The organism is Gordonibacter massiliensis (ex Traore et al. 2017), from assembly GCF_019731765.1.
GTDB lineage: Bacteria > Actinomycetota > Coriobacteriia > Coriobacteriales > Eggerthellaceae > Gordonibacter > Gordonibacter massiliensis.
Map to the genome: position 1 here is coordinate 250,944 of NZ_JAASIO010000002.1, position 25,023 is coordinate 275,966.

Genomic DNA, 25,023 nt, shown 5'->3' on the forward strand with positions numbered 1-25,023 from the left:
CAAACCCGCTCAAAGGGCTTCACAGCGGTGATTTTCGAGCATGCGAATCCGGATTCGCGGCAGGAAGCATGTCCTCGAGGCACAGCGCAGAATGCCGCACGGTGTTTTCCGAAAGCAAACCGCGAAGCCGCCCGAACCCTACCGCGCGCTCGGTTCTGGTTCGAACGTCACCACCAGCGTGCCGTCCTCGTAGCGGGCGCCGACCACGTCGCGGCCGCGCAGGTGCTCGGGCAGCGGGAGGCGGCGGGTCTGGTTCGCAAGCGACACGACGAGGTCGTCGCCGTCCTGGCGCAGGTCGAGGTCTCGCTTGTCGAAGAACGGCGCGACGAGCGAGAGCTCGCAGCCGTCGGCCGACGCGCGCAGCCCCAGCCCGCCTGCGGGCGAGAGCACGGCCTCCGGGTCGACGTCGACGTACAGCTCCGCCGCGGCCTCGCGCAGGGCGGGCTCGCCGTGCAGCTCGCCCTGGCGCAGCATGAGGCGCAGGACGGCCGTGTCCGCGAACGCGTCGCCTATCTCGGAAAGCGACGTGCGCTGCAGCTCGGTCCAACGGTCGAAGTACCCCGCCAGCGCGTCTTCCGGATACAGGCGGTTCACGATCACCGCGTCCACATGGTAGCCGTAGAGGCCGAGCCACGCGTAGGCCCGCTTCGCCTCCTTCACCACGATGCGCTCCGCCGTGGTGACGATGCGCAGGCTGACGCGCTCGGTGTCCGTGAGCAGGGCGCGCAGGCGCTCAAGGCGGTCGACCAAACCCGAAAGCTCGTCGAACAGGGCGTCTTGCGGCAGGGGTATCCTCATGACGCCCTCGATGACGGGGCGGCCCACCTTGAGGGCCTTGCGCTTGAACGGCAGCGCGCGCTCGATGAAGTCGCCGAAGCGCTCGGGATACTTGAGCAGCGAGAGCGTCTCGCCCGTGGGAGCGCAGTCCACCACGAGCACGTCGTAGGCGCCGCCCTCCTCGATGTCGAGCAGGGCCAGCAACGCGAACAGCTCCTCGAGGCCGGGAAACACCAGCAGCTCGTCGGCCTCGATGCCGCTTTCGGCGTGGCTCGTCATGAGCGTGCGCAGGTAGTCTTGCAGGCCGCCCCACGCGGCCCGGCCGGCCACCACCGGGTCGATCTCGAGCGCCCACAGGTTGTCGGCGACCTTCTGCGCCTCGCTGCCGATGTCCCGGTCGAAGGCGTCGCCCAAGCTGTGCGCGGCGTCGGTGCTCGCAACAAGCACGCGCCTGCCCTGCTCCGCCAAACGGAGCGCCGTGGCGGCGGCGACGCAGGTCTTGCCCACGCCGCCCTTGCCCGTGTAGAGAACAACCCTCATTGCCAGCTCCTTCTACTCGATGACGATGGGACGCATGCCCGACCGTTTCGCCGGCCGCGACGCGACGGGGGCCTTCCCGGCCCCTGCCTCGCCCGTTGCCGTCGGCGGTTCCTCGAGCACGTCGAGCGCGGCCGCCGAGCAGGCGCGCACGGCCCCTGCGACGACCTGCCGGGCGCCGACTGGCACGAGCAGCGCAAACGCTTGCGCCTCGAGGCGCTGCAACATCGTCTGGATGAATTCAGCGTTCATTCGGAAGCCTCCTTTTCGAAGTCGACGGCGAGCAGCCTGTCTTCGAGCCTCGCCCGACCCACCTCCAGACCGGCCAGCACGTTCGGCAAAGGGATGCAGCGGGCGAACCCCCCTATGCGCACCACGAGATCGGCTCCCGTGCGGAACAGCTCCAAGGCCCCCTTCTGCGCGAGCGGCAGGAACAATTCGAGCCTCCAGCCGTCCTCCGTTTTCGTGTAACGCTCATGCTCGACGCGCGGCGCGGCGTCGAACGCCTTCTCGTCCGGCAGCGCGTCCGCCAGACGTCGCACGCCCTCGACGCCGCAGACGTCGGTGCCGTACCAGGGAACGCGCGCCATCGGCACGTCGGCGAACACGTCCTCGAGCTCGCCCATGCAGCGATGCTGGACGTCGGCCCATTCGGCGAAGAAGCCGTGCGCCGCCTCGCTCGGCAGGACGCGGTTCACGACGACGCCGTCCACGCGGTAACCGAACAGGTTGAGGTAGAGGTAGTTGCGCTTCGTCTCCTCCACCACCATCTTCTCCGGCAGCGTGGCGATGCGCACCGTGGTGCGCTCGCCGTCCTTCAGCAGCTCCTGCAGGTCGATGAGGCGCGCATACAGGCGCTCGACGTCCGACATCGCGTGCTTGTCGGGCAGCTCCACCTTGAGCACCTTCTTCGACACCGGCGAGAGCACCCGCATGGCCGCCTTGCCCAGCGGCAGCCACTTTTCCACGTACCAGCCCAAAAGCTCGGGGAATTTGAGCAATGCGAGCGTCTCGCCCGTGGGCGCGCAGTCCACCACGACGGAGTCGTAGTCGCCGCTCTCGGCGAAGTCGAGCAGCTTGAGCAGCGAGAACAGGCCGTCGAAGCCCGGCATCGAAAGCGGCGCGTCGCCTTCGCCCGAAGCGTCGCTCCCCATCGCCATGCCGCCCATCATGGCCGTCGCGCTGCGCACCAGGCCTCCGTACTCCCTCTCCATGATGCGGTCGGCGTCGAGCTCCACGGCGTGCAGGTTGTCCGCCACCCGCACGACGTCGGGGCCGATGCGCCGGTCGAGCACGTCGCCGATGCTGTGCGCGGCGTCGGTGCTCGCGAGGATCGTGCGCTCGCCGCCTTCCGCCAACCTCCAGGCGCAGGCCGCCGCGACGCTCGTCTTGCCGACGCCTCCCTTGCCCGTGAACACCCGTATGCGCGTCATCTCCGCTCCTTTACTTCTTGTCTCGAATTGTTCTTCTTTCGAACTATTGGTGAGAAGAACGCGGCCCTGCGGCCGCGTTCCGGCAACGCCTTTTCTTTCGGCCCCCAAGGCCGCTGCGCTCATTCGACGGCGATGCGGCGCATGCCCGCCTTCCGCCGGCCCTCGTTCCGCTCGGGCGCCGCCGCGTTCGCGAGCAGCCGGGGCGCCTTGCCCACGATGCCCAGCAGCACGCGTCGCTCGTCGGCGTCGAGGTCCCCCACCAGGCCCTCCACCATGTCGCCGACGTTCTTCACGACATCGGCGAACTGGGTCCTCCCCTGCTCGGTGATGCGGACCTCCACCACGCGCTTGTCCTGCTCGCTGCGCCAGCGTTCCACAAGGCCTCGGCGCTCAAGCCGGTTCGCGATGCCCGTGGCCGTGTTGAGCGGCACGCCCACGTACTCGGCCAAGGCCGACATCGTGCTCTCGCCCGTGCGATACACGTGCACGAGGGCCAGCAGCTCGTTTTTAGAGCAGTCCATGAGAGCGCCCTGCCACCGCTCCGCCGCGAGCAGGTCCTTCGCGGCGTCGAGGAACTCCCAGAACATATCCTCGAAAACGAAAGCCGGAGCTTCGGGCTTCGCCATCAATTACTTCCTTTCTCGAACTATTTTAATTCTGCCACCGAAGTAAAGAGCTGTCAAGTAGCTGCAGCGTTATTTCGCTTGCAGGGGACAGGCGGCTGCCGTTCGCTCCCCGCCATCCCGAACGAACAGGGCAACTCGAAGCCCCCGGCTTCCGCACAACGTTCTCTCGATTATCCTCGATTCCCATCTAGAGCCTGCACTCGGGATTTAGAGGCCCGCTCCACACCCAAACGCCTACGGTTTCGAAAGTCGAATGTGACGGCTAGAGAGGGTATTCGCGTTCCGGGCGGCGATACGCCTGCGCATGGGCGTCTGCGGTTTCGGGCAGAAAGCCTTCGTTCACGAACGTCTGAGGCAGATCTCTAAGAGCGGATTCGAGCGCGATCTCCTCGGGCGTCATGGAATCCGCCCGATCTGCGGCGATGCACTCTTGAGCCAGTGCCGGAAGCGGCACTTCGCACACCAATGATGCCGCCGCCGTTGCTGCGATGACTTTGCCGACGCTGCCTTTCATAGATCCTCCGATCCACGAGGGGGCGCTTGACGACATGCATGTCGTGCGAAGCGCGTCTTCGGCCGACTCCCTTCACGGAGTCGATGACCAAACCAATACCACCGAGCTCGGTGGCGTGATGGGCAACGGAACCAAAGGCTCGGAACCGGAAGCAAAGAGGCGGATCCTGTCGAGTGCCGAGCCATGAGGGACGGGACCCGGGTTCGTGATCGGCCAAAGCGCCCATCGCCTCGAGGGTGATCATATCAAACGGGAGCGCCCGCAACAAGCGTCCGCAAGCTCCCATCCCGTCGCCTGTCCGGAAAATAGCAGGTCGCCTGCCCAGCAATAGCGAAATGGCGAAACGGGCGCGTCGTTCCATCGGCTCGCTGCACAACGCCGAGCTCCGCACCCCGCCCCGTCTCGGACCGCGCCCCTCCGGCAGCGCCGATAAAACGTTGAGTCGCGGTCGTTTTTTCGAAGATATTCGTCGCCGCTCGGCTCTGCTACAGCGCGGACCGCTCGCAGAATTCTCTAAAAATCAGTCGCTCTTGCTACAAAAAGGCGTTTGTGAACGATTTTTTCGACTGGTTTTTATATAAGTATAAATATCATTATATAAAAGTCCAGATGAGAAGATCATGCCTTCTATTGTTCTCCTATAAGATCATGCACAAACGTCTTTTTGAAGCAGAAACACTAGCTTCTGCTTCAAATCCGCATTGACGTGCACCCGGCCTGGTTGTCATCTTGAACATGCAACAGTCCAGTGGACTGTTGCACTCCCGAGCACGCGGAGCGGGCGCAGGGAGGCATCGCGAAGCGATGAGCGGCGCGAGCCGATCGCGCGCGCCCGGGACGGGGATCGGCAAGATGTCCGGAAAACGACGAGGCTCGCCCGACACGAGGAACTGCCCTACAGCCCCTCAAGCAAGGACGTTACGGCGTCGATCTGCTCTTCGGGGGTGGATGCTCCGGCGGTGACGCCCACCGTATCGCAACCTTCGAACCAGGCGGGGTCGATCTCGCCGGGCGTCTCCACGTGATGCGTGCGCGGGCAGGCGGCGGCGCAGATGTCCGCGAGGCGCGTCGTGTTCGACGAGTTGCGCCCTCCGATGACCACGATGGCGTCCACCTCGTCGGCAAGCGCGGCGGCCGCCTCCTGGCGCTGGCGCGTGGCGAAGCAGACGGTGTTCTTCACCAGCGGTTCCACGCCGCGCTCCTCGAGCGCGGCCACGACGGCGTCCAAAGCCTCGGACGTCTGCGTCGTTTGCACGACGACGCCCACGGGGCCTTCGAGCGCATCCGGCAGGTCGTCCGGTCCGGCCGCTACGCTCACCGGGGCTCCGGCCTCGCGCGCGTACGCCACCAGCCCCTCCACCTCGGGGTGGCCTGCCTCCCCCACCACGACCACGTGGCGGCCCTGCTCGGCGAGCTGCGCCGCCGCCTTCTGCGCCCGGGCCACGTGCGGGCACGTGGCGTCCACGAGCGGCAGGTTGCGGGCCTGCGCCACGCGCTTGACCTCGGGCGTCACGCCGTGGCTGCGGATGATCACCGTGTCGCCGTCCCGCACGTCGTCGGCGCCGTCGACGGCACGCACGCCGCGCTCCTCCAGCTGGCGCACGACCTGCGGGTTGTGGATGAGCGGTCCCAGCGTGTAGGCGGACCCGCCGTCCTCGACGGCCTTGAGCGCCAGGTCGAGCGCCCGTTGCACCCCGTAGCAGGCGCCGGCGTACGCGGCGCGGACCACCTTCACGAGGCGTCCTTCGCGTCGATGCTGGCCACGACCTCCTCGGTCGTGTGCTCGGGCACGGGATGCTTTGCGAACGCGTCCGTGAAGTCGCGGCCCCCCGGGAACAGCGCGCGCATGTCCACCTGGTCGCGCGGCACGCGCTGGGACAGCGCGAAGCACTCGCGCATGGCGTACCACGTGCAGCCGTCCAGACGGTCCTCCTTCGGCAGGAAGTCGAAGTCGGCGAGCAGGATGGGGTTGCCGTACTCGATGGTGATCTTCGGGAAATGGAAGCGCTGGCCCTTCTGCTTCACCAGCTCGGCGTTGCGAACGGTCATGGGCAGGATGGGCGCCTTCCCCATCTTCGCCACGAACGCGGCGCCGGAGTGGATCTCGGGGGTCTTCGTGCCCTTGCCGCGGCGCGTGCCCTCGGGCAGGATGCCCACGATCTCGTCGTTCTTCAGCATGCGCGTCGCGCGCTTGATGGACGTGCGGTCGGCCGCGTCGCGCTTGACGGGGAACGCGCCCACGCGCGAGAGTATCTGGCCCACCAGGCCGTGCGCGTTGTCGAACAGGCTCTCGCGCCCCATGAAGCGCAGCCACTGCTGGGGGCGCGTGACCAGATACATGAACGCCACGTCGAGAAACGACGTGTGGTTCGCCACCACCACCACGCCGCTCTTGCGGTAGAACCCGCGGATGCTCTGGCGGTTGTCAACGCGGTAGCGGAAGCAGATCTTGAACACGAACACGAGAAAGCCCCAGATGAGGTTGCCGGCCCAGTGCGGCACCTGCTTCTCCTCGGACACCCCGCCGAGCGGCATGTCCCACATCTTCTCGTAGGGAAGGAACAGGCTCATCGGGACTCGACACCTCCGGCTGGCGCCGCAGGGGATCCTTCGACTCCGGCCTGCGGCCTCCGCTCAGGATGACAAGAGGGGACCTCCGCTCGCTCAGGATGACAAGCGGGGGCTTCCGCTTGCTCGGAAGGGCAAGAAGGTTCCTGCGCGCCGCGTTCGCGCGCCATCGCGCAGATGTCGTCGATGACCTCCTCGATGTAGCGGCCCGTGGAATCGAGATGCACGGCGTCGTCGGCGGGCTTGAGGGGCGACGTGGCGCGCGAGGAGTCGTAGTCGTCGCGGCGGCGGATGTCGGCGAGCACCTCGTCGTAGTCGATGGAGCCCACGCTGCGGTCCACGTTCTGCCGCACGCGGCGATGCGCGCGCTCCTCGGCCGACGCGGTGAGGAACACCTTCACCGCGGCCTCGGGGAACACCACCGTGCCGATGTCGCGCCCCTCGACCACGTAGTCGCCCGCGCGCCCGATGCGCTGCTGCTGGGCGACGAGCGCCTCGCGTACGGAGGGCGCGGCCGACACCGGGCTCACCGCACGGTCGATCTCCGCCGTGCGGATAGCGTCCGTGACGTCCTCGCCGCCTATGGACACGCGCTTGGGAGCGGGGTCGCCCGGCTCGTGTCCGAACGCGATGTCGTGGGTGCGGGCCAGCCGCCCGAGGGCCGCGTCGTCGTCGAGCGCCACGCCGTCTTGCAGCGCGCGCCACGCCACGGCGCGGTACATGGCCCCGGTGTCGAGGCAGGAGAAGCCGAGCTTCTTCGCCACGGCCTTGGCGACCGTGGACTTGCCGGCCCCGGAGGGGCCGTCTATGGCGATGATCATCGAGCCAACCTTTCGATGTCGTTCAGGAAACGGGGATAGCTGATCTTGACGGAGTCGAAGTTCTCCACGGTGACGGGAACGGAGCCGGTGAGCCCCGCGAGCGCCCACGTCATGGCCAGGCGGTGGTCGCCCTTCGAGTCGAACGCCACGCCCTGGGGCGCGCGCAGGCCGGGCTGCCCCTCCACGTAGAGGTCGTTGCCGTCGATGTAGGCTTCCACCCCCATGAGCCCGAGACCCTCGACGACGGCCGCCAGACGGTCGGTTTCCTTGACGCGCAGCTCTCCCACCTCGCGAAACACCGTCACGCCGCGGGCGTGCGCCGCCACGAGCGCGAGCACCGGCACCTCGTCGACGATGGTGGCTATCTTGTCGGCCGGAACCTCGCAGCCGTGAAGGTTCGAGGTGTGGCACGCCGAGATGATCCCGTAGGGCTCCTTGCCCGCCGCGCCCGCGTGGCGCACCGACACGTCGGCGCCCATGCGCTCGAGCGTGCGGGTGAATCCGATGCGGGCCGTGTTCAGGCTCACGTTCTCCACCTGGATGGAGCTGCCCGCCTTGAGCACCGCGGCGCACACGAGGAACGCCGCCGAGGACGGGTCGCCCGGCACGCGCACCTCGGCCGCCTGGAGCGTGCGGGGGCCGGTGACGCTGGCCGTGCGGTCGGCGGACAAGGTGGGCACGCCGAATTCGGGCAGCATGAGCTCGGTGTGGTTGCGCGACGGCGAGGGCTCGTTTAAGGTCGTCGTGCCGCGCGCGTAGACGCCGGCCAGTAGAACAGCCGTTTTGAGCTGGGCCGACGCCATAGGGGCATCGTAGGTGATGGCGCGCAGGTCGCGCGTGCCCACCTCGGTGACGGGCAGCGTCTCGCGGCCGCCCGGCTCGAAGCGCGCACCCATCTTCATGAGCGGCGCGGTGATGCGCCGCATGGGGCGGCGCTGCAGCGACTCGTCGCCCGTGATCTCCACGGGAATGTCCCACGGCGCGAGCACGCCCATGAGCAGGCGCGCCGTGGTGCCCGAGTTGCCGCAGTCGATCGGGCCGTCGGGCTGCTTCGGGCCGGCCGCCCCCCAGCCCGTGATGCCGCCGGCCAGGCTGCCGTCGGGCCGCTTCTCCAACGACACGTGCGCGCCCAGCTTGCTCACGGCCGCGATGGACGAGCGCACGTCCTCGGAATCGAGCACGCCCGACACGCGCGAGGTGCCCTCGGCCATGGCCGAGAACAGCACGGCCCGATGCGAGATGGACTTGTCGCCCGGCACGGTGGCGGCGCCGTGCAACGGCGCGGGCAGCGGTTCGATCACCGCATGGCCGGATGCGGCGGACGGGGCGGATGCGGGGGCTGGTTCATGCGACATGGGTGTGCTCCTTGGCCGAAAGCGGACTGAACGATACCGAGAAACCGGCGTTGATGAGCTGGGCGGAAAGCTGGCCGACGTCGCCCTCGTCGGTGAGCACGAGGCTCAAGACCGCGCTGTCGGCCGTGATGTGGTCGATCTCGATGGACTGGATGTTGCAGCCCACGGAGCTGGCGATGGTGGTGACCTCGGCCACGACGCCGGTGCGGTCCTCCATGGGGATGCGCACCTCCAAGAGCTTCTCGGTGGAGGGCACCCATGCCGCCGGCAGCGCGCGGCGGGCCTCGGCGGCCTCGGCCAGAAGCGCGGTCATGCGCGCGCGGTCGCCGGCGGCGAGGGCGTCGGCGAACGAGCCGATGATGCCCTGCATCTCCGCGAGCCCGGCGGACAGCGCCTCGGCGTTGTCGAACGAGATGCCGCACCACAGCTCCGGGGAGCCGGCGGCGATGCGGGTGGAGTCCTTGAAGCCGCCGGCGGCCAGGCGCATGAGCGCCTGCTGGTCGTCGGCGTGGCGGCACGCCATCTGCACGAGCGACGAGGCCACGATGTGCGGCACGTGGCTCACCACGGCCACCGCCTCGTCGTGGTCCTCGCGCGGCAGCGCGATGACGCGCGCGCCCAGCGACGTGACCAGCTCGTGCAGGCGCGGGAAGTGCTCGGCCGGGGTCGACGCGTCGGGGCAGAGGATCCAATGCGCGCCCTGGAACAGGTCGGCGCGCGCGCCGTCGATGCCGTTTTTCTCGGAGCCGGCCATGGGGTGGCCGGGCACGTAGTTCTCGGGGTGCGGCAGCACGGCCGCGGCGACGGCCGCGATGCGCGTTTTCGTGGAGGCGGTGTCCGTGACGATGCCGCCGAAGTCCCAGGCGGCCAGGAGTTCGAAGTACCCCTCCACCACGTCCACGGGCGCGGCCAGCACCACCAGGTCGCAGCCCTCGCGCACGAAGCGCTCGAAGCCGGGGTCGTCCGGCGTCCACGCGGCGTCGACCCAACCGCGCTCCCGCGCGATGTCGCGCGTGCGCGCGTCGACGTCCACGCCCGCGATCTCCACATCCGGCTGCGCGGCGCGCGCGGCCGCGGCGAACGACGCGCCCACCAGCCCCAAGCCCACGACGGCGATGCGCGCGAACGCAGGCTGGCCGGAATGTTCGGTATGCGATTCAGTCATGGGACGATGCTTCCCTTTCGTCGTGTCGTGCGCCGGGGACGCGACCCGCGCCGCCTCCCGGCCGCTTCATTCTAGCATTAATGGCAGACCGTTCGGAAGTGGCCCTTTACCTGTTCACGGCGCGTTCGAGCGCGCGCACCTCGGCCGGTTCCAGCTCGCGCCACGCGCCGCGCGGCAGGCCGTCCAGCCCCACGGGGCCGAACGTGTCGCGGTGCAGCGCCAGCACCGGATGCCCGATGGCGGCCAGCATGCGCCTGACCTGCCTCTTCCTGCCTTCGTGCAGGCCCACGCGCACGACCGAGCGGTGCGCGGCGCGCGCGGAGCACGCGCGCGCGTACTGGTGCGAGGCCCCCTCCGGCGCCTCCGGCGGCACGTCGAGCGCCGCCAGCGCCGCGCGTGCGGCGTCGCCCTCCAGAAGCTCCACCCGAGCCGGCAGCGTGGGGCCGTCGTCGAGTTCGATGCCTTCGCGCAGGTGAGCGAGCTGCCCGGTGGAGGGACGCCCCTCCACGAGCGCCGTGTACGCCTTCTCCACATGGCCGCGGGGGCGCAAAAGCGCGTGCCCCAGCTCGCCGTCCGTGGAGAACAGCAAGAGCCCCGTGGTGTCGCGGTCGAGCCGCCCGATGGGGAACAGCCCCGGATGGTCGGCGGCGGGGACGAGCTCGGCCACCGTGGGTCGGCCCTGCGGGTCGGACATGGTGGTGACGTAGCCGGCCGGCTTGTGCAGCATGAGCGTGACGGGGCCGTCGGCCAGGCGCACGACCTTGCCGTCCACGGCCACCTCGTCCACGAGCGGGTCGACCTTGCTGCCCAGCTCCGTGACCACGATCCCGTTCACGGTGACGCGCCCGGCCGTCATGAGGTTCTCCGACCCCCGGCGGCTGGCCGCCCCGGCCCGCGCCAAGAACTTCTGCAGGCGCATGGGCACGATGCGCTCAGGCTGCGGCGCTGTTCGGGATGGCTCCATTCCCTCCCCCTCCTCTCGGGCATCGACGCTTCCCGCAGAAACGACAACCGCGCGGCGGCGGAGAGAGGCGAGGGCGGTGCCCACCAAGCGAGTTCCGCAGCGCAGCGAGGACTGTTTGAGCGACTGGGTGCCGCCCTCGCCTCTCTCCGCCGCTACTCATCGTCCGTCTCGAACGTCAGGCTGTCGAAGTCGATCTTCTCCACCAGGCCGAGGCCCGACGCCATGGCCTCGGCGAGCAGGCTCTGCGCTGACGTGGACGCGGCGTCCTCGGCCGCCTCGTCCACGCGGGCGAACAGCGGCCGCTCGCCTCCGTCGGCCTGCGCGCCGCCCAACTGCTCTCCCAGCGTCACCGCCGCCTCGCCCTCGCCGTCGAAGTCGAACTCCACGCCGTCGAACCCATCGCCCTCGCCGGCGCCCGCGCCGTCCATGCGCGCCTCGTCCGCCACGTGCACGGGCTCCCGCGTGGCGCTCAGGCGCTCGCGGATGAACGCGCGCGTGTCGTCGTCGGGGGCGAACTGGTCCAAGTCGGGCAGGTCGGCCACCGACCGCAGGCCGAACTTCTCCAGGAAGGCGCGCGTCGTGGCGTAGAGCACCGGGTTGCCCGGCGCGTCGGCCGTGCCCGCTTCGCGCACCAGGCCCTTCTCCACGAGCGAGTTGATGGAGCTGTCCGAGTTCACGCCGCGCACGCTGGCCACGCCGGCGCGCGTGACGGGCTGCGAGTACGCCACGATGGCGAGCGTCTCCATGGCCGCCTGCGAGAGCTTGCGCGTGTCCCACGACAGCACGTACTTCTCCACGAGCTCGTGGTACACCGGATGCGTGTAGAGCCGCCACCCGCCGGCCACCTCGCGCAGCTGCACGCCGCGCTCCTCGTCCTCGAACCGCGCGCGCAAGTCCACGAGCGCCCGCTCCACGTCGGCAGGCTCCACCTCCAACATGTCGGCGAGCGCGATGGTGCCCACCGGCTCGTCGGTCACGAACAGGAGCGCCTCGAGGGCGCCCGGCAACTGGCTTTCCTGCAAACCTTGGAACATGGAACCTTCCTATTCCTCTCCCACCGACGTCAGGGCGTCGTCGCCCGTGAGCACGAGCTCGCCCGACCCCTCGATGTAGCGGATGTCGATGTCGCCGAACTGCTCCTGCTGCTCGATCTTCACCATGGCGCGCTTGTACAGCTCCAGCACCGCCAGAAACGTCACCACCACCACCGGCAGCGGCGTGCGCTCGTCCACGAGCTCCGAGAACCGCAGCCGCTTCTTGTTCTGGATGCGCTGGTGGATGGCCCGCACGTGCACTTCCACGGGGATGGGCTTCGCGGCGATGTGCTCCGATTCCAGCAGGAACACCTCGCGGCGCGCGTAGGCGTTCGCGGCCAAGAGCGCCAGGCCGTCGAGCGTCACGTCCTTCAGGTAGTCGGGCATGAGGTTCAAAAAGCACGCGTCCGGCCCGAACGGGCGCGCGTGCATGCGACCCTCGGACACGAAACGCGCGAGCAGCGTGGAGGCCGCGTTCTTGAACTGCTTGTACGTGAGCAGGCGCTCCACCAGCATGTCGCGCGCCTCGCTGGGGGCGAGCTCGGCTATGTCGTCGTCCACGGCGTCGCGCTCGCGCGGGATGAGGCTTTCCGCCTTGATCTCCAGAAGCGTCGATGCCACGAGCAAAAAGTCGCTCGCCACGTCCAGGTCGAGGTTGTCCATGCGGCTCACCTCGGCCAGGTACTGGTCGGCGATCTGGGTGATGGAGATGGCGCCGATGTCCACCTTCTGGCGGCTGACCAGGTAGAGCAGCAGGTCAAACGGCCCTTCGAAGCTGTCTATGCGAACCTTGTACGACACGCCCGCGCCCCGCTATCCGCCGAACGCGAACAGCACGTCGAACACCGTGCCGGCCGTGACGTCCAAGTAGATGCCGATGGGGTTGAAGTGCAGCACGTAGGGCACCAGGATGACGGCGATCATGAAGATGGGGAACGCGTAGCGCTGCACCTTGTAGTAGGCGGGCAGGTACTTCTTCGGCAGAAAGAACGCGAAGATGGACGAGCCGTCCAGCGGCGGGATGGGCAGCAGGTTGAAGAACATGAGGTACAGGTTGATGAGCGAGAACATGGGTAGGAACATGGCGTAGAAATAGTAGAAGAAGTCGTTTTGCGCCAGCACGTTCACCGGCAGCACAAGCGAGACCACGGTGAACACGACCGCGCCCGCTATGGCCAGCACCAGGTTGGCCGCCGGACCGGCGAGCCCCACGATGAGGTCGCCCTTGCGCGGGTCCTTGAAGTAGGCCGGGTTGTACGGCACCGGCTTGGCGTAGCCGAACACCGGCATGTTCATGGCCATGAGCAGAAGCGGCATGATGACGGTGCCGAACGGGTCGATGTGCTTGAGCGGGTTGAACGACAACCGCCCCGCGCGCTTGGCCGTGGGGTCGCCCAGCTTGTAGGCGGCGAAACCATGGCACGCCTCGTGGCACACGATGGCAGGAATGAAGCTGAGTATGGAACAGACAAGGTAGGGTATCGAAATCATAATGCCAATCAGTCTAGCGCAACGGGCCGCACGCGCCGTCCCAGCCGGGGAAACTTCACAAACTCCCGCAGGGGGGGGCATCAAAGGCACCGCCTCGTCGGAACCGTAGGGAGCTGCATCGAAAGCGCCGCCCTCGCCGCTGAAGACCGTTCTTCTGCCGCTCGCATCGGGGGCTTTTCCGCAGCGGGTGCTCAGAGCGCCTTCCGCCGCCGACGACGATCGGCGGGATCGGCCCCATGATACGCTTCGCGTGCGGTTCCAAAACCGCGAAGAGCCCGGAGGCCCGTTTCCCGATCCTCCGTCCCAGCAGGCCAGCAACGCAAGAAGAAAAGGAGTCGTCGCCATGTCAGACGCACGAACCAACCCCATCCTCGCAGGCCAGACCGCCGTCATCACCGGAGGCGCATCCGGCATCGGCAAGAGCATCGTGCAACGCTTCCTGGAGGCGGGCGCGAACTGCCTGGCCGCCGACCTCAACGAGGAGGCCTTGGACGCGCTCAAGCAGGAGTTCGCCGAGTACGGCGACAAGCTGGACACCGTCAAGGTGGACGTGTCGAGGCGCGAGGATGTGGAGGCTATGGTCGACCATGCCGTGGACACGTACGGGCAGATGGACATCATCGTGAACAACGCCGGCATCATGGACAACCTGCTGCCCATCGCCGAGATGGACGACGACGTGTGGGAGCGTCTGATGAAGGTGAACCTGAACAGCGTCATGTACGGCACGCGCAAGGCCGTGCGCTACTTCCTGGAACACGAGATCGCCGGCGTCATCATCAACACGGCCTCGCTGTCGGGCCTGTGCGCCGGGCGCGGCGGCTGCGCCTACACCGCCTCGAAGTTCGCCGTCGTGGGCCTGACGAAGAACGTGGCGTTCATGTACGCCGACACCGGCATCCGCTGCAACGCCATCTGCCCCGGCAACACGCAGACGAACATCGGCGTGGGCATGCGCCAGCCGAGCGAACGCGGCATGGCGAAGGCCACCACCGGCTACGCCGGCGCCACCCGTTCCGGCACCCCCGAGGAGATATCGGCCGCCGCTCTGTTCCTGGCCTCCGACCAGGCCGGCTTCATCAACGGCGAAACGCTCACCATCGACGGCGGCTGGAGCGCGTACTAGGACGCAGACCCGGCGCCCTCGCCTCGATCCCAACGAAACGGCCGCCTCTCCCCAACAGGCGGCCGTTTCGCGTTCAAGCCCCTGTGCGACGTTGCGCTACCCCAGCCCCGGCCAGCCCTGTTGGCGCAGGGCCTCGTAGGCGGCCACGGCTACGGCGTTGGAGAGGTTCAGGCTGCGCAGGCCCTCGCGCATGGGGATGCGCACGCAGCGCTCGGCGAAGCGGCCGATGACGGCGGCGTCGAGCCCGCGGCTCTCGCGGCCGAACACGAGGAAGGAGCCCGTACCGTAGCGCACGTCGGCGAAGGAGCGCTCGGCACGCCCCGTGAACAGGTGCAGCTCGTCGGCTCCGTGCGCCTCGAAGAACGCATCGGCGCACGGCCAGCGCACGAGGTCCACCTCGTCCCAATAATCGCAGCCCGCACGGGCGAGCTGCTTCTGCGTCAGGCGGAACCCCAAGGGCTCCACCACGTGCAGCCGCGCTCCCGTGCAGGCGCACGTCCGCGCGATGTTGCCGGTGTTCTGCGGGATCTCCGGCTCCACCAGCACGACGTTCAACCTCATGTCGTTCTGAGCGCAGGCGCATGGCGCCGGAGTCGAAGGATCCCGCTCGGCATCGGCAGCAAGGTTTACGGTTGGCACCGCACGGGATCCTTCGACTCCGCGCTTCGCGCTCCGCTCAGGATGACAAGAGGAGGGCACGACCTTCGCGCTCCGCTCAAGATGACGGCCGTTGCCGCTCACGCCTGTTCCGCCTGCTTCGCCATCTCTTCCTCCAGCTCCTCGGTGAGCAGGAACCACTCCTCCTCGGCGGCGGCCAGGCGCGCCTTCAGCTTGCCGTGCTCGGCCACGGCGTCGGAGCTCGCGTCCTCGTTGATGTAGAAGTCCGGGTCGGCCATGAGCTCCAAAAGCTCTGCCAGGCGCTCGTTGTCGCGCTCCATCTGCTTGTCCAGTTCGGCGATGCGCTTGCGGTGGTTCTTGAGCGCGGCGTAGGCGCGGTTGCGCGCCTCGGCCTCGCGGCGCTTCTGCTCCTTCGTCTTCGGAGAGCTCTCGCGCGGGGCCGTGATCTGCGCGGACGCGGTCGACTTGGCGGAGCCGCCCTCGCCGCGCGCGCGTCGGTTCACGTTCACCACGGTCTTGGATCCGGCCTGCGCCTTCGCACCCTTGCCGGAGGCCGCCTTGCCGGCGGCGCCCTCCCCCATGACCTCGTCCACGAGCGAGCGCTCCTCGGGCGCGGGGCCGTCGAGCTGGCCGCTCTTGAACAGGTAGTAGTCGTAGTCGCCGTCGTAGTTCGTCACGCGGCCCGGCTCCACCTCAACGATACGGTTCGCCACGCCGCGGATGAGGTGCCGGTCGTGCGTGATGAAGAGGATCGTGCCCTCGAACGTCTTGAGCGCCTGCTCGAGGATGTCGGCGCTCGCGATGTCCAGGTGGTTCGTGGGCTCGTCCAGGCACAGCAGCGGGCGCGGCGCCACGAGCATCTTCGCCAGCGCGAGGCGGCTCTTCTCGCCGCCGGAAAGCACGCTCACGCGCTTGTCCACCGCGTCGCCCGTGAACAGGAACGCGCCCAAGAGCGTGCGCACCTGGCTGATGGTCCAGCCAGGCGCCACGCGGTCGAGCTCCTCGAACACGGTGTTGCCGGGATGCAGTTCCTCCAGCTGGTGCTGGGCGTAGTAGGTCTTCGTCACGTGCACGCCGTAATCGATGCTGCCCGCGTCGGGGGCCATCGCCCCGGCGATCATCTTCAGCAACGTCGACTTGCCCGCGCCATTCGGGCCCACGAGGGCCACCTTGTCGCCGCGGTACAGGGTGAAGTCGAAGCCGTCGTACACCGTCTTCTCGCCGAAGCGCTTCACCAAGCCGCGCGCCCGCACCACCTCGTCGCCGGTGCGCGGCGGCTGCTTGAAGTTGAAGTGCACCGTCTTCTTCTCCTCGGGAAGCTCGATGCGCTTGATCTTCTCCAGCTTCTTCACGCGGTCCTGCACCTGCTTGGCCTTCGTGGGCTTGTAGCGGAACTTCTCGATGAACGCCTCCATATGGGCGATCTCCTCGGCCTGCTTCGCCGCCTCGGCGCGCAGGCGCTCGAGGCGCTCCTCACGCGTCTTGAGATAGGCCGAGTAGTTGCCCTTGTACAGGTTCACCTGGCCGTTGTCCACCTCGGCCACGCGGTCCACCATGTTGTCCATGAACGCGCGGTCGTGGCTCACCACAACCACGGTGCCGCCGTAGCCGCGCAAGAAGCCCTCGAGCCACTTCACGCTCTCCAGGTCCAGGTGGTTGGTGGGCTCGTCGAGCAGCAGCACCTCGGGGTTGCGGATGAGCAGCTTCGCCAGCGCGATGCGCATCTGCCAGCCGCCCGAGAACTCCGTGGTGGAGCGGCGCAGGTCGCCCTCCTTGAAGCCGAGGCCGAACATGACGCTGCGCACCTTGGCCTCGATGGTGTAGCCGCCCAGCACCTCGTAGGCGTCGCGCGCGCGGCCGGCCGCGGCCAGCTGCTGCTCGGTGGGGTTCTCACCCAGCTCGTGCTCCAGCTTGTACAGGCGGCGCTCGGCTTCGAGCACCTCCACCTGCGACGACATGACCTCCTCGAAGATGGGCTGGTCGGCCATCTCGATGGCCTCCTGCTCCAGGTAGCCCACGCGGGCGCCCTTCGCGAACAGCACGCGCCCTTCGTCGGCGTCCTCCTGGCCCGAGATGATGTTGAGCATGGTGGTTTTGCCGGCGCCGTTCGGGCCCACGAGGGCCAGGCGCTCGTACTCTTCGAGGCGGAACGTCACGTCGTGGAAGAGCTGGCGCCCTCCGAACGACTTCGAGATATGTTCGAGCTGCATGATCATAGTGCGTGCGCGCTTTCCGTGCGTGGGTTTTCCGGGGCGCCCTCGGCATCGGACGAGCCGCTGCCCGTCATCCGACGGCATGCGGCGTCCGGTCGGGCGCAACTTGTCTATGATAGCGGAAGAACGCCCTTGCGGCGAAGCGTCTTCGCCGATCCCAGAAAGCGACTACAATGATGCGGCTGCGGCGGCGCCGGTCGAACGCGAACGGCCGTTGGCGGGAGCGGCGGCGCTTCGCCGCGCCCCGCGATGCGCACTGCGTATTGGCGGATCGTCGAACCCCTTGACTTGGAGTGCGCTCCATGTGCTTCAATACGCATACACGGGAAGGAGCCTTCGATGAAGATAGCCGAAGTGAGCAAGCAATACGGGATGAGCGCCGACACGCTGCGCTACTACGAGCGCATCGGCCTTTTGCCGGGCGTCACGCGCAACGCGAGCGGGGTGCGCGACTACAGCGAGCAGGACTGCGCGCGCGTGCAGTTCGTGAAGTGCATGCGCGGGGCCGGCGTGTCCATCGAGGCGCTCATCGAGTACATGCAGTTGTTCGAGCAGGGCGAGCAGACGGCGGCCGCGCGCAAGGCGCTTCTGGAGGAGCAACGCGAGCTGGTGGAGAAGCGCATCGCCGACATGCAGGCCGGCCTCGACCGCCTGAACGGCAAGATAGCCAACTACGAGGACATCCTCGCCACGGAGCGCGAGATACGCGGCGAGTAGCGCGCGTCCGCCGAGAAATACGACGCTCAATCGGCCAAGTTTTGAAGATTCCTCGAACGAGCTCGAAATCGGCCCTTGCGCGACAGGGAAACTACCGCTAGAATATCCAAACACGCTGCAACGGAGCAGCAAATACGGTCGCTTGGCTCAGCGGGAGAGCATCGCCTTCACACGGCGGGGGTCACAGGTTCAAATCCTGTAGCGACCACCAGATACTTCAAAGCCCTCGGATTCCCGAGGGCTTTTCCTTTGCACGCGTCACGAACCGATGCGGGTTATGCTCAGGTACACCCAGGCTGCGCAGGCGAAGAGGAACGCCGCCGTGATCGCGCCGATCACGTAGCCCGACCAGCCCTCGCGGGGGCCCTTCTCCCGCGCCTTGTCTATGAACCGCCCAAGCCCCTCGCTTCTCCTGGCCAAGCGCTCCAGCGGCTCCGCCGATTCCGAGACCACGAAAGCGAGGAAGAACATGATGGGGAACGAGAAGACGAACAGCCCCAACGGACTCCCGAACAGCAGCGACAACCAAAAGCCGTCCAACTCCAGCCCCATCCACTCGACCATGCTCGCACCTCCCCGGTTCCGTTCCCCACCATTCTAGCCCAGGTACGTGCGCTTGAACGACTCCAAATCGACGGGACGGGAATAGTAGAAGCCCTGGGCCGTGTCGCAGCCGATCCGGCGCAGCAGCTCCAGATGCTCGGGCGTCTCGACCCCTTCGCAAACGGTGCGGATGCCCAAATGCTGCGCCATGCCCACGATGTCGCTCAAGATGGACTGGGTGCGGTCGGTCTCGTAGCCTTCGCGCAGGAACTCCTTGTCGAGCTTGAGCACCTGGATCGGCAGCCTGCGCAGGAGGTTGAGCGACGAGAACCCCGTTCCGAAATCGTCCATGGCTATGCGGAAGCCCTCTGCGCGCAGCGTGTCCATGGCGTTGATGACCACGGCCTCGTCGACCATGAACGCGCCTTCCGTTATCTCCACCTCGATGGCCTCGGAAGGAAGGTCGTGGCTCCGCACGATCTCGAGGAACCGCTCGACGAAGCCGTCCTGCAGCACCGTGGGCCGCGAGAAGTTGATGGACACGGGCAGCGCCCCTCCCCGATCGCCCGGCAGGAGCAGAGGGTACGCCCGGCACACGCGCTCCAGCATGTAGAAGTCCAGCTCGGATATGAGCCCGGAGCGCTCGAACGCGGGGATGAACGCGTTCGGCTGCATGAAGCCGAGCTCGCGCGACTGCCAGCGGCAGAGGCACTCGGCCCCCGTCAGCATCCCTGTGCGCACGTCGATCTGAGGTTGGAAGTACAGCTGGAACTCCTCGCGTTCGAGCGCGTCGGCCATGCCCTGCACGATCTCCATCTCGCTGCTGAGCTTGGCGCGGAACGCCTCGGTGTAGTAGGCGATCCCCCGTTCCTTGGTGCCCGCCTTGAGCACGTGCGCGGCGTCGCTCACCATGGACGCAACGCCGACGTTCGGGTCGTCGGCCACGTACGCGCCGTAATTGCACGACAGCGTGCCGGTGAAATGCAGGTCCTCCGCCGCGCGCAGGTCGGCGTCGACCTTCGCGCAAAGCGCCTCGAGCGCCGCGGGATCGTTTTTCATCAGCAACGCGAAATGGTCCGAATCCGCCCGGGCGCACAGGCCGTCGCAGGATTCGCGGTATATCTCGTACAGGCGCACGATGAGCTCGTCGCCGGCGGTGCGGCCGAACGAGTCGTTGATGAACCGGAAGTGGACGATGTTGGTGTAGACCACCAAATACATGGAGGGCGGGGCGGCGGCTATCTCCTTGGCGGCCTGACGGCAGAAGCCCTCCAGGTTGCTTCCGCCGGTCAAAGGATCCGTGTAAAAGATCCTTCGCTGCCTTTTCATGCTGTCGCGCTCGCGCAGCACGATGATCGCGGTGGTGAACAGCACGAGGAAGGCGCTCACGAGCAGCATGAGGCGGGATTCGGAGTTCGCGCGCACCTCGGCGGCCTTGACGGCCTTGTCGGCGAGCTCCCAGTGCTCTTGGCTCGCTTGCAGCAGAGCCCCGCTTGGCGCGCCGGACCGCACGTCCTCGACCTCGTCCCTAATGACGCGCCACTTGTCCTGCACGGCCTGCAAATCGTCCAAGACGGCGTCGGAGGCGGGCGTTTTGAACAGGCGCGTCCGTTCGTCGCCGATCAATTGCACGAGCAGCCCGTCGACACGCTCGGCGATGGCGTCCGCATGGACGCCGGCCATTTCGAGCTTGACGGTCATCTGCGTGCCGCCGCGCACCACGCCGGCGTTGTTGATGATGGACGCGTAGTTCTGCATCTGCGCGAGGCTCGAGATAAGCAGCGCCGCGCCGATGACCCAGACGACGACGCAGGCTGCCGTCACGCCCGCACGCGAGCGCGCGGAACCTCCGGGACCCCTCTCAGAGACCCCCCCCCCCCACCGAAGCATCCCGCATGGCGTTCCTTCCATGAGCGCAACCAAGACCGCGGCCGAAAAACGGCGCCGGCCGCTCGCCCGCACGCCCTTTCGCTGACGGGCGAACGCGACATTACCGACCATTATATCCCCAGCAAGCTCGATTGCCATATGCTATTTGCGCTGGTCGGCGAATTGCAGAAAGAGAACGTCGTGCCGATGGGCCCTCCTGTCGAAAGGGGCTATAATGGTTCGATCGAGCAACGACAAGGAGCGCGGCCGTGGACAGAACCAACATCGCCGGCATCGTCACCGAAGCCAGCGACAACATCATATACGTCTGCACCATCGACACGAACGAGCTGCTGTACCTCAACGAGGCCGGGCGCACCGTCTTGGGCGTGTCCGAGCGCGAGTACCTGGGAAAGAAGTGCTACGCCGTTTTGCAGGGCCGGGACAAACCGTGCCCCAGCTGCACGAACAGGCGGCTCCTGCGCGAGGGCCGCTGCCGCTTCGAAACGTACAACGAAAGAATCGGACGCTACTACACCTGCCAAGACAAGCTCATCGAGGTCGAGGGCGAGACCCTGCGCCTCGAAGTGGCAAGCGATTCGACCGAGGAGATGGAGCAGCGCAGCAACCTGCAGGCGCGCCTCGACGTGGAGCGCACGCTCGTGCGCTGCGCGCGGACGCTTTCGGGCGACACGGAGGGCGGCACGGGCGTCGACGAGCTGCTTTGCGTGCTCGGCGAGTTCTACGACGCCGACCGCGCCTACCTGTTCGAATCGACGACCGGCAACAACGTGAGCAACACCTACGAGTGGTGCGCCGCAGGCGTCTCGCCCGAGATCGACAACCTGCAGGAGATATCCCTCGACGACTTCGGAAGCTGGATGGAGAGCTTCGACGCTGTGGGCATGGTGCACATCATCGATGCGGAGCGCACGCTCGACCACGACTCCCAAGAGTACAAGACGCTCGCTCCGCAGGGCATCGACTCGCTGATAGCCGTGCCCGTGCACGACGCCGCGGGCGAGATGATCGCCTTTCTGGGCGTGGACAACCCGCGGCGCAACACCGAGGAGTTCATGCTGCTGCGCTCGCTGACGTACTTCATCCAAAACGAGCTGGAGAAGCGGAAGCTGCTGGACAGGCTGGGCGAGCTTTCGCGCGTGGACAGCCTGACCGGCGTGGGGAACCGCAACCGGTACCTCGAGGTGCTGGACGAGTTCGACGAGCGCCCGCCCGCTTCGTTCGGCGTGGTGTTCGTCGACATCAACGACCTGAAGCTGGCAAACGACACGCAGGGGCACTCGTACGGCGACCTCATGATACGCCGCATGAGCGGCCTGGTATGCGATCTTTTCCCCGACGACGTCTACCGCATAGGCGGCGACGAGTTCGTCGTTTTGGCCGCGAACCTGGAGCGGGACGAGTTCGAAGCCCGCACGGCCTCGCTCAGGGAGCGCGCGGCGAACGACGACGTGGCCAGCGCCTCGATCGGCGCGGTATGGAGCGACGCCGGCGAAGCGGCGAGCATCCTGGTGAACCGCGCCGACAAGCTCATGTACGCCGAGAAACGAAGGTACCGCGAGAGTCTGGAAGGCCGTCGCGCGCGTTAGGGCCGCCCTCTGGGCTTGGGGCCGTCTACGCCTTCAGCGTGAACCGCCAGGCGCAGCTGCAGGTGTCGTCGCTCACGTCGGGGTGGCAGCTCAGGCACGTGCAGGCCAGGCGCTCGTCGATGCCGCGGGCGAACGACGGGTGCTCCACCTCCCCCACCTCCTTGCAGGGGTGGTAGGCGAGCCCTTTGTCCTTGCGCGCCTGCTGCACGCGGCACGTCTCGATACGGTAGATCACGGCGTCGTCCTCGCGGCGCACGGTGCATTCGTTCGCCACCGACTGGAAGCGCAGCGGCAGGGCCGCGGCCAAACCGTCGAGCCCCGGCCGCGCCCCCAGGCCCAGCAGCTTCTTCAAGCGCCGCGCCTCGGTGAGGCCGAAACGCTCCCACGCCTCGCAGTCGTAGCGCATGGCCGCGTCCATGCCGGCGTCGCGCTCGGCCGCTTGGAACCACACGCCGTCGAGCGCGATGGCGTTTTTGGCGTACGCCTCGACCAGCGCCGCCAACTGCTCGCGCGACAGGTTTTCCAACGTTTCGTTCATAGAATGCCCCTTCCGTCGCCCGCCATTATAAACGAGGGTGCGGAATGGAGGCGCGGAGCCGTTTCGGGGAACCCTGCATCGATCGCAACGGGCAGCTCCTTGAGAAGCGACCCACCGCGAAACGGATCCGGCTCACTTCATGAACAGGTTCGTCAACTGCATGCTTCCATCGAACGTGATGGTGTAGGTGATGACGGCGTTCTCGTAGACGACCATCGTCTCCGTGAACTCCTGCGTCTGCCCCATCTGAACGATCTCCACCCCGTACGCGTTGCCGAACGACGTGAAGGAGCCCCAATCGCCGCCTCCAACGGTTGCGCGCGCCTCTTCAATCGCATCGGCGAATTCCTGGCTGGTCATCGTCTGCTGCAGGCTTTCGGGCGCCAAGGCGAAAATAGCCTCGTAGTCGCCTGCGTCGACAAGGGCGACCACCTTCTGCGCCTGCGCGAGGACCTCCTGCTCGCTCAGCCCGACGCTTTGGCCTGCCGGAGCGGTCTTCGGCGTTGCCCACCACGCGGCGACGACGAGCACGACCAGCACCACGACCACGGCGCCCGACACGATGCCGACGACCTTGTTGCGCCTGCGCTTCTTGCCGGCGGCGAGCTCGCGGTCGGACAGGTCCTCGTTGAACTCGCGCGCGACGTCGCGGGGGTCGCCCATGCGGCGCTCGACTTGCTCCCACGTCTCGCCCTCGGCGAGCGCGGCGGCGATGTCCGACTCCAGGTCGCGCACGAACTCGTCGCGGCGCGCCTTCGAGCACGTCAGGCGCTTCGCCACCGCCTTCACATAGGACCGCTGATTCATCGCTCCTCCTCCATGATCGACTCCACACAACCGTTGAACTCGCTCCAAACCTCGAACATCTCGCCCAAGGCCGTGCGGCCCTGCTCCGTGATGGCGTAGTACTTGCGCGCCGGCTCCTTCGCCGTCTTGGCCGCCGTGCGGCTGGTCACCAGGCCGCCGTCCTCCAGCCGGTACAGCAAGGGGTACAGCGTGCCCTCTTTGAGCGACACGGCGCCGCCCGACCGTTCGCGCAGCTCGCTGATAAGCTGGTAGCCGTACTTCTCCTCGCGCTCCAAGAGCTTCAGAACCAGCATGTCAAGCGCGCCCTTCTTCATCTGCTGAGCGAACCTTTGCTGCATCGAACGTCCTCGTTTCTGTTATTTAGCAATACTAAGTATAGGTGATCTGGCCTTACCGCGCAATAAGGGAAAAGGCCGAACGGCGCCTCCAACATGGCCGCGTTTCCAGCGCGCACGGTCCCTCAACCCTTCAACGCGAGATCGGGACGCAAAAACCATGCGTTCGCGCTCAAACGCGTGAGCCGGCGCGAAAAAGAAACGCTATACTGGTGGGCGACGTTTTGCCCTTAAGACCACGAAAGAGACGAACCTCATGAGCATCGACAGCTACGAAGCCAGCCGCAAGCGCTCCGACGAGATCCGCGCCGATCTGCCCGAGCATCCCGAGAAGTACACCATGCTGACCGGCGACCGCCCCACCGGGCGGCTGCACCTGGGCCACTACTTCGGTACCATCCGCGAGCGCGTGGCGCTGCAGGATCTGGGAATCTCCACCCGCATCATCATCGCCGACTACCAGGTCATCACCGACCGCGACACCACCGCGAACATCGCCGACAACGTGCGCAACATGGTGGTGGACTACCTGGCCTGCGGCATCGATCCGGCCAAGACCATCATCTTCACGCACTCGGCCGTGCCGGCGCTCAACCAGCTCATGCTGCCGTTCTTGTCGCTCGTGACCGAGTCCGAGCTTCTGCGCAACCCCACGGTGAAGGCCGAGCAGGACGCCTCGGGCCACGCCCTCACGGGCCTGCTGCTCACCTATCCCGTGCACCAGGCGTGCGACATCCTGTTCTGCAAGGGCAACATCGTGCCCGTGGGCAAGGACCAGATGCCCCACATCGAGCAGACGCGCCAGATAGCCCGCCGCTTCAACGAGCGCTACGGCCACGTGTTCCCCGAGCCTGACGGCCTGCTGAACGACGCCCCGGCCATCCCGGGCCTCGACGGGCGCAAGATGTCGAAGAGCTATGGCAACGCCATCAGCCTGTCCGCCACCGACGCCGAGACGGCGAAGCTCATCAAGAAGTCCCAGACCGACGCCGATCGGAACATCACCTACGATCCCGAGGGGCGCCCCGGCGTGTCGGCGCTGCTGACCACGGCCGCGCTCTGCACGGGCCGCACCGAGGCCGACATCGCCGCCGAGATCGGCGACGGCGGCTCGGGCACGCTCAAGAAGTACGTCACCGAGAGCGTGAACGCCTACCTGGCCCCCATCCGCGCGCGCCGCGAGGAGCTGCTGGCCGACATGGACTACATCGAGGACGTGCTGCACGAGGGCAACCGCGCGGCCAACGAGATCGCGAACGCCACCCTCGACGAGGTGCGCGAGACCATGGGCATGGTGTACTAGGCGGCAAGGCGCGCCGAGGTGCAACACGAAAAAGGCCGGGTGCGGGAAGCATCCGGCCT

General features: G+C 67.2%; 25 protein-coding genes and 1 tRNA gene. 5 read left to right on the forward strand and 21 right to left on the reverse strand.

The genetic code is table 11. From position 1 onward, the window contains the following. Positions 1-138: 138 nt before the first annotated feature. From HCH03_RS04970 to HCH03_RS05035, 14 genes are all read right to left on the reverse strand, one after another. A complete protein-coding gene (locus tag HCH03_RS04970; RefSeq protein ID WP_221688603.1) occupies positions 139-1,317 on the reverse strand; it encodes an ArsA family ATPase in 1,179 nt (392 codons plus the stop codon). 12 nt (positions 1,318-1,329) lie between these two features. Continuing rightward, a complete protein-coding gene (locus tag HCH03_RS04975; RefSeq protein ID WP_221688604.1) occupies positions 1,330-1,566 on the reverse strand; it encodes a hypothetical protein in 237 nt (78 codons plus the stop codon). Further along, a complete protein-coding gene (locus HCH03_RS04980) occupies positions 1,563-2,747 on the reverse strand; it encodes an ArsA family ATPase (protein WP_221688605.1) in 1,185 nt (394 codons plus the stop codon). Before HCH03_RS04980 ends, HCH03_RS04975 begins: the two co-directional genes overlap by 4 nt. A gap of 119 nt (positions 2,748-2,866) precedes the next feature. Then, positions 2,867-3,373 (reverse strand): MarR family winged helix-turn-helix transcriptional regulator, encoded by a 507-nt coding sequence (locus tag HCH03_RS04985; protein WP_080142837.1) that lies wholly within the window; start codon positions 3,371-3,373, stop codon positions 2,867-2,869. Between the two features lie 262 nt (positions 3,374-3,635). Then, on the reverse strand, positions 3,636-3,887 hold the full coding sequence (locus tag HCH03_RS04990; protein WP_221688606.1) for a beta-ketoacyl synthase: 252 nt from the start codon (positions 3,885-3,887) through the stop codon (positions 3,636-3,638). Between the two features lie 895 nt (positions 3,888-4,782). Then, positions 4,783-5,622, reverse strand: a complete 840-nt coding sequence (gene ispH / locus HCH03_RS04995; protein ID WP_221688607.1) for a 4-hydroxy-3-methylbut-2-enyl diphosphate reductase — start codon at positions 5,620-5,622, stop codon at positions 4,783-4,785. After that, entirely contained in the window at positions 5,619-6,458 is an 840-nt protein-coding gene (locus tag HCH03_RS05000) for a lysophospholipid acyltransferase family protein (RefSeq protein ID WP_221688608.1), read from the reverse strand. The genes ispH and HCH03_RS05000 overlap by 4 nt, the downstream gene beginning before the upstream one ends. Beyond that, a complete protein-coding gene (gene cmk / locus HCH03_RS05005) occupies positions 6,455-7,276 on the reverse strand; it encodes a (d)CMP kinase (RefSeq protein ID WP_246599657.1) in 822 nt (273 codons plus the stop codon). The genes HCH03_RS05000 and cmk overlap by 4 nt, the downstream gene beginning before the upstream one ends. Beyond that, entirely contained in the window at positions 7,273-8,631 is a 1,359-nt protein-coding gene (gene aroA, locus HCH03_RS05010) for a 3-phosphoshikimate 1-carboxyvinyltransferase (RefSeq protein WP_221688609.1), read from the reverse strand. The genes cmk and aroA overlap by 4 nt, the downstream gene beginning before the upstream one ends. After that, positions 8,621-9,796: a prephenate dehydrogenase/arogenate dehydrogenase family protein gene (locus HCH03_RS05015; protein WP_221688610.1), complete on the reverse strand. Its 1,176-nt coding sequence runs from the start codon at positions 9,794-9,796 to the stop codon at positions 8,621-8,623. The genes aroA and HCH03_RS05015 overlap by 11 nt, the downstream gene beginning before the upstream one ends. 106 nt (positions 9,797-9,902) lie before the next feature. Next, a complete protein-coding gene (locus HCH03_RS05020; protein WP_221688611.1) occupies positions 9,903-10,760 on the reverse strand; it encodes a pseudouridine synthase in 858 nt (285 codons plus the stop codon). 152 nt (positions 10,761-10,912) lie between these two features. Next, positions 10,913-11,794, reverse strand: coding sequence for an SMC-Scp complex subunit ScpB (scpB, locus tag HCH03_RS05025; protein WP_221688612.1), 882 nt, complete (start codon positions 11,792-11,794; stop codon positions 10,913-10,915). A gap of 9 nt (positions 11,795-11,803) precedes the next feature. Beyond that, a complete protein-coding gene (locus HCH03_RS05030) occupies positions 11,804-12,595 on the reverse strand; it encodes a segregation and condensation protein A (protein WP_080142827.1) in 792 nt (263 codons plus the stop codon). Positions 12,596-12,607: 12 nt separating this feature from the next. Continuing rightward, positions 12,608-13,285, reverse strand: coding sequence for a site-2 protease family protein (locus HCH03_RS05035; protein WP_221688613.1), 678 nt, complete (start codon positions 13,283-13,285; stop codon positions 12,608-12,610). Between the two features lie 343 nt (positions 13,286-13,628). On the opposite strand from HCH03_RS05035, the gene HCH03_RS05040 reads away from it, so the two are divergent. After that, the gene (locus tag HCH03_RS05040; RefSeq protein ID WP_221688614.1) at positions 13,629-14,411 is read left to right on the forward strand and encodes a glucose 1-dehydrogenase; all 783 of its coding nucleotides are present in this window, start codon (positions 13,629-13,631) and stop codon (positions 14,409-14,411) included. A gap of 96 nt (positions 14,412-14,507) precedes the next feature. Here the strand turns inward: HCH03_RS05040 and HCH03_RS05045 are convergent, their stop codons facing one another. After that, positions 14,508-14,972: a tRNA (cytidine(34)-2'-O)-methyltransferase gene (locus HCH03_RS05045; RefSeq protein ID WP_221688638.1), complete on the reverse strand. Its 465-nt coding sequence runs from the start codon at positions 14,970-14,972 to the stop codon at positions 14,508-14,510. Positions 14,973-15,148: 176 nt separating this feature from the next. Further along, positions 15,149-17,245, reverse strand: a complete 2,097-nt coding sequence (locus HCH03_RS05050; protein WP_221688615.1) for an ABC-F family ATP-binding cassette domain-containing protein — start codon at positions 17,243-17,245, stop codon at positions 15,149-15,151. A gap of 336 nt (positions 17,246-17,581) precedes the next feature. Here HCH03_RS05050 and HCH03_RS05055 point away from each other — a divergent pair, with 336 nt between their 5' ends. Beyond that, positions 17,582-17,959, forward strand: a complete 378-nt coding sequence (locus tag HCH03_RS05055; protein WP_080142822.1) for a MerR family transcriptional regulator — start codon at positions 17,582-17,584, stop codon at positions 17,957-17,959. A 136-nt stretch (positions 17,960-18,095) separates the two neighbouring features. Continuing rightward, a tRNA-Val gene (locus tag HCH03_RS05060) sits at positions 18,096-18,170 on the forward strand. A 47-nt stretch (positions 18,171-18,217) separates the two neighbouring features. On the opposite strand, the gene HCH03_RS05065 is transcribed toward HCH03_RS05060, so the two are convergent. Continuing rightward, entirely contained in the window at positions 18,218-18,523 is a 306-nt protein-coding gene (locus HCH03_RS05065) for a hypothetical protein (RefSeq protein ID WP_221688616.1), read from the reverse strand. Between the two features lie 33 nt (positions 18,524-18,556). After that, positions 18,557-20,326 carry a putative bifunctional diguanylate cyclase/phosphodiesterase gene (locus HCH03_RS05070; protein WP_221688617.1) on the reverse strand — a complete coding sequence of 590 codons (1,770 nt, stop codon included), beginning with the start codon at positions 20,324-20,326 and terminating at the stop codon, positions 18,557-18,559. Between the two features lie 314 nt (positions 20,327-20,640). On the opposite strand from HCH03_RS05070, the gene HCH03_RS16760 reads away from it, so the two are divergent. After that, the gene (locus HCH03_RS16760; RefSeq protein WP_221688618.1) at positions 20,641-21,981 is read left to right on the forward strand and encodes a GGDEF domain-containing protein; all 1,341 of its coding nucleotides are present in this window, start codon (positions 20,641-20,643) and stop codon (positions 21,979-21,981) included. 25 nt (positions 21,982-22,006) lie between these two features. Here HCH03_RS16760 and HCH03_RS05080 read toward each other — a convergent pair whose 3' ends face one another. The 3 genes from HCH03_RS05080 to HCH03_RS05090 form a co-directional block, all read right to left on the reverse strand. Further along, positions 22,007-22,519, reverse strand: a complete 513-nt coding sequence (locus HCH03_RS05080) for a DUF6125 family protein (protein WP_221688619.1) — start codon at positions 22,517-22,519, stop codon at positions 22,007-22,009. 132 nt (positions 22,520-22,651) lie between these two features. Next, positions 22,652-23,326 (reverse strand): HAAS signaling domain-containing protein, encoded by a 675-nt coding sequence (locus HCH03_RS05085; protein WP_221688620.1) that lies wholly within the window; start codon positions 23,324-23,326, stop codon positions 22,652-22,654. Then, positions 23,323-23,664 (reverse strand): PadR family transcriptional regulator, encoded by a 342-nt coding sequence (locus HCH03_RS05090; protein ID WP_080142813.1) that lies wholly within the window; start codon positions 23,662-23,664, stop codon positions 23,323-23,325. Before HCH03_RS05090 ends, HCH03_RS05085 begins: the two co-directional genes overlap by 4 nt. A gap of 253 nt (positions 23,665-23,917) precedes the next feature. Here HCH03_RS05090 and trpS point away from each other — a divergent pair, with 253 nt between their 5' ends. Next, positions 23,918-24,964, forward strand: coding sequence for a tryptophan--tRNA ligase (trpS, locus tag HCH03_RS05095; RefSeq protein WP_080142812.1), 1,047 nt, complete (start codon positions 23,918-23,920; stop codon positions 24,962-24,964). Positions 24,965-25,023 lie beyond the last annotated feature (59 nt).

Bases quoted from the DNA above. Each gene is read 5' to 3' on its own strand.
- cmk (WP_246599657.1), bottom strand. From the start codon at position 7,276: ATGATCATCGCCATAGACGGCCCCTCCGGGGCCGGCAAGTCCACGGTC.
- trpS (WP_080142812.1), top strand. From the start codon at position 23,918: ATGAGCATCGACAGCTACGAAGCCAGCCGCAAGCGCTCCGACGAGATC.
- HCH03_RS05040 (WP_221688614.1), top strand. From the start codon at position 13,629: ATGTCAGACGCACGAACCAACCCCATCCTCGCAGGCCAGACCGCCGTC.
- HCH03_RS04980 (WP_221688605.1), bottom strand. From the start codon at position 2,747: ATGACGCGCATACGGGTGTTCACGGGCAAGGGAGGCGTCGGCAAGACG.
- HCH03_RS05035 (WP_221688613.1), bottom strand. From the start codon at position 13,285: ATGATTTCGATACCCTACCTTGTCTGTTCCATACTCAGCTTCATTCCT.
- HCH03_RS05015 (WP_221688610.1), bottom strand. From the start codon at position 9,796: ATGACTGAATCGCATACCGAACATTCCGGCCAGCCTGCGTTCGCGCGC.
- HCH03_RS05090 (WP_080142813.1), bottom strand. From the start codon at position 23,664: ATGCAGCAAAGGTTCGCTCAGCAGATGAAGAAGGGCGCGCTTGACATG.
- aroA (WP_221688609.1), bottom strand. From the start codon at position 8,631: ATGTCGCATGAACCAGCCCCCGCATCCGCCCCGTCCGCCGCATCCGGC.
- HCH03_RS05055 (WP_080142822.1), top strand. From the start codon at position 17,582: ATGAAGATAGCCGAAGTGAGCAAGCAATACGGGATGAGCGCCGACACG.
- HCH03_RS04990 (WP_221688606.1), bottom strand. From the start codon at position 3,887: ATGAAAGGCAGCGTCGGCAAAGTCATCGCAGCAACGGCGGCGGCATCA.
- HCH03_RS04985 (WP_080142837.1), bottom strand. From the start codon at position 3,373: ATGGCGAAGCCCGAAGCTCCGGCTTTCGTTTTCGAGGATATGTTCTGG.
- HCH03_RS05065 (WP_221688616.1), bottom strand. From the start codon at position 18,523: ATGGTCGAGTGGATGGGGCTGGAGTTGGACGGCTTTTGGTTGTCGCTG.
- HCH03_RS05045 (WP_221688638.1), bottom strand. From the start codon at position 14,972: ATGAGGTTGAACGTCGTGCTGGTGGAGCCGGAGATCCCGCAGAACACC.
- HCH03_RS05050 (WP_221688615.1), bottom strand. From the start codon at position 17,245: ATGATCATGCAGCTCGAACATATCTCGAAGTCGTTCGGAGGGCGCCAG.
- HCH03_RS05020 (WP_221688611.1), bottom strand. From the start codon at position 10,760: ATGGAGCCATCCCGAACAGCGCCGCAGCCTGAGCGCATCGTGCCCATG.
- HCH03_RS05085 (WP_221688620.1), bottom strand. From the start codon at position 23,326: ATGAATCAGCGGTCCTATGTGAAGGCGGTGGCGAAGCGCCTGACGTGC.
- HCH03_RS05000 (WP_221688608.1), bottom strand. From the start codon at position 6,458: ATGAGCCTGTTCCTTCCCTACGAGAAGATGTGGGACATGCCGCTCGGC.
- HCH03_RS05080 (WP_221688619.1), bottom strand. From the start codon at position 22,519: ATGAACGAAACGTTGGAAAACCTGTCGCGCGAGCAGTTGGCGGCGCTG.
- HCH03_RS04970 (WP_221688603.1), bottom strand. From the start codon at position 1,317: ATGAGGGTTGTTCTCTACACGGGCAAGGGCGGCGTGGGCAAGACCTGC.
- scpB (WP_221688612.1), bottom strand. From the start codon at position 11,794: ATGTTCCAAGGTTTGCAGGAAAGCCAGTTGCCGGGCGCCCTCGAGGCG.
- HCH03_RS04975 (WP_221688604.1), bottom strand. From the start codon at position 1,566: ATGAACGCTGAATTCATCCAGACGATGTTGCAGCGCCTCGAGGCGCAA.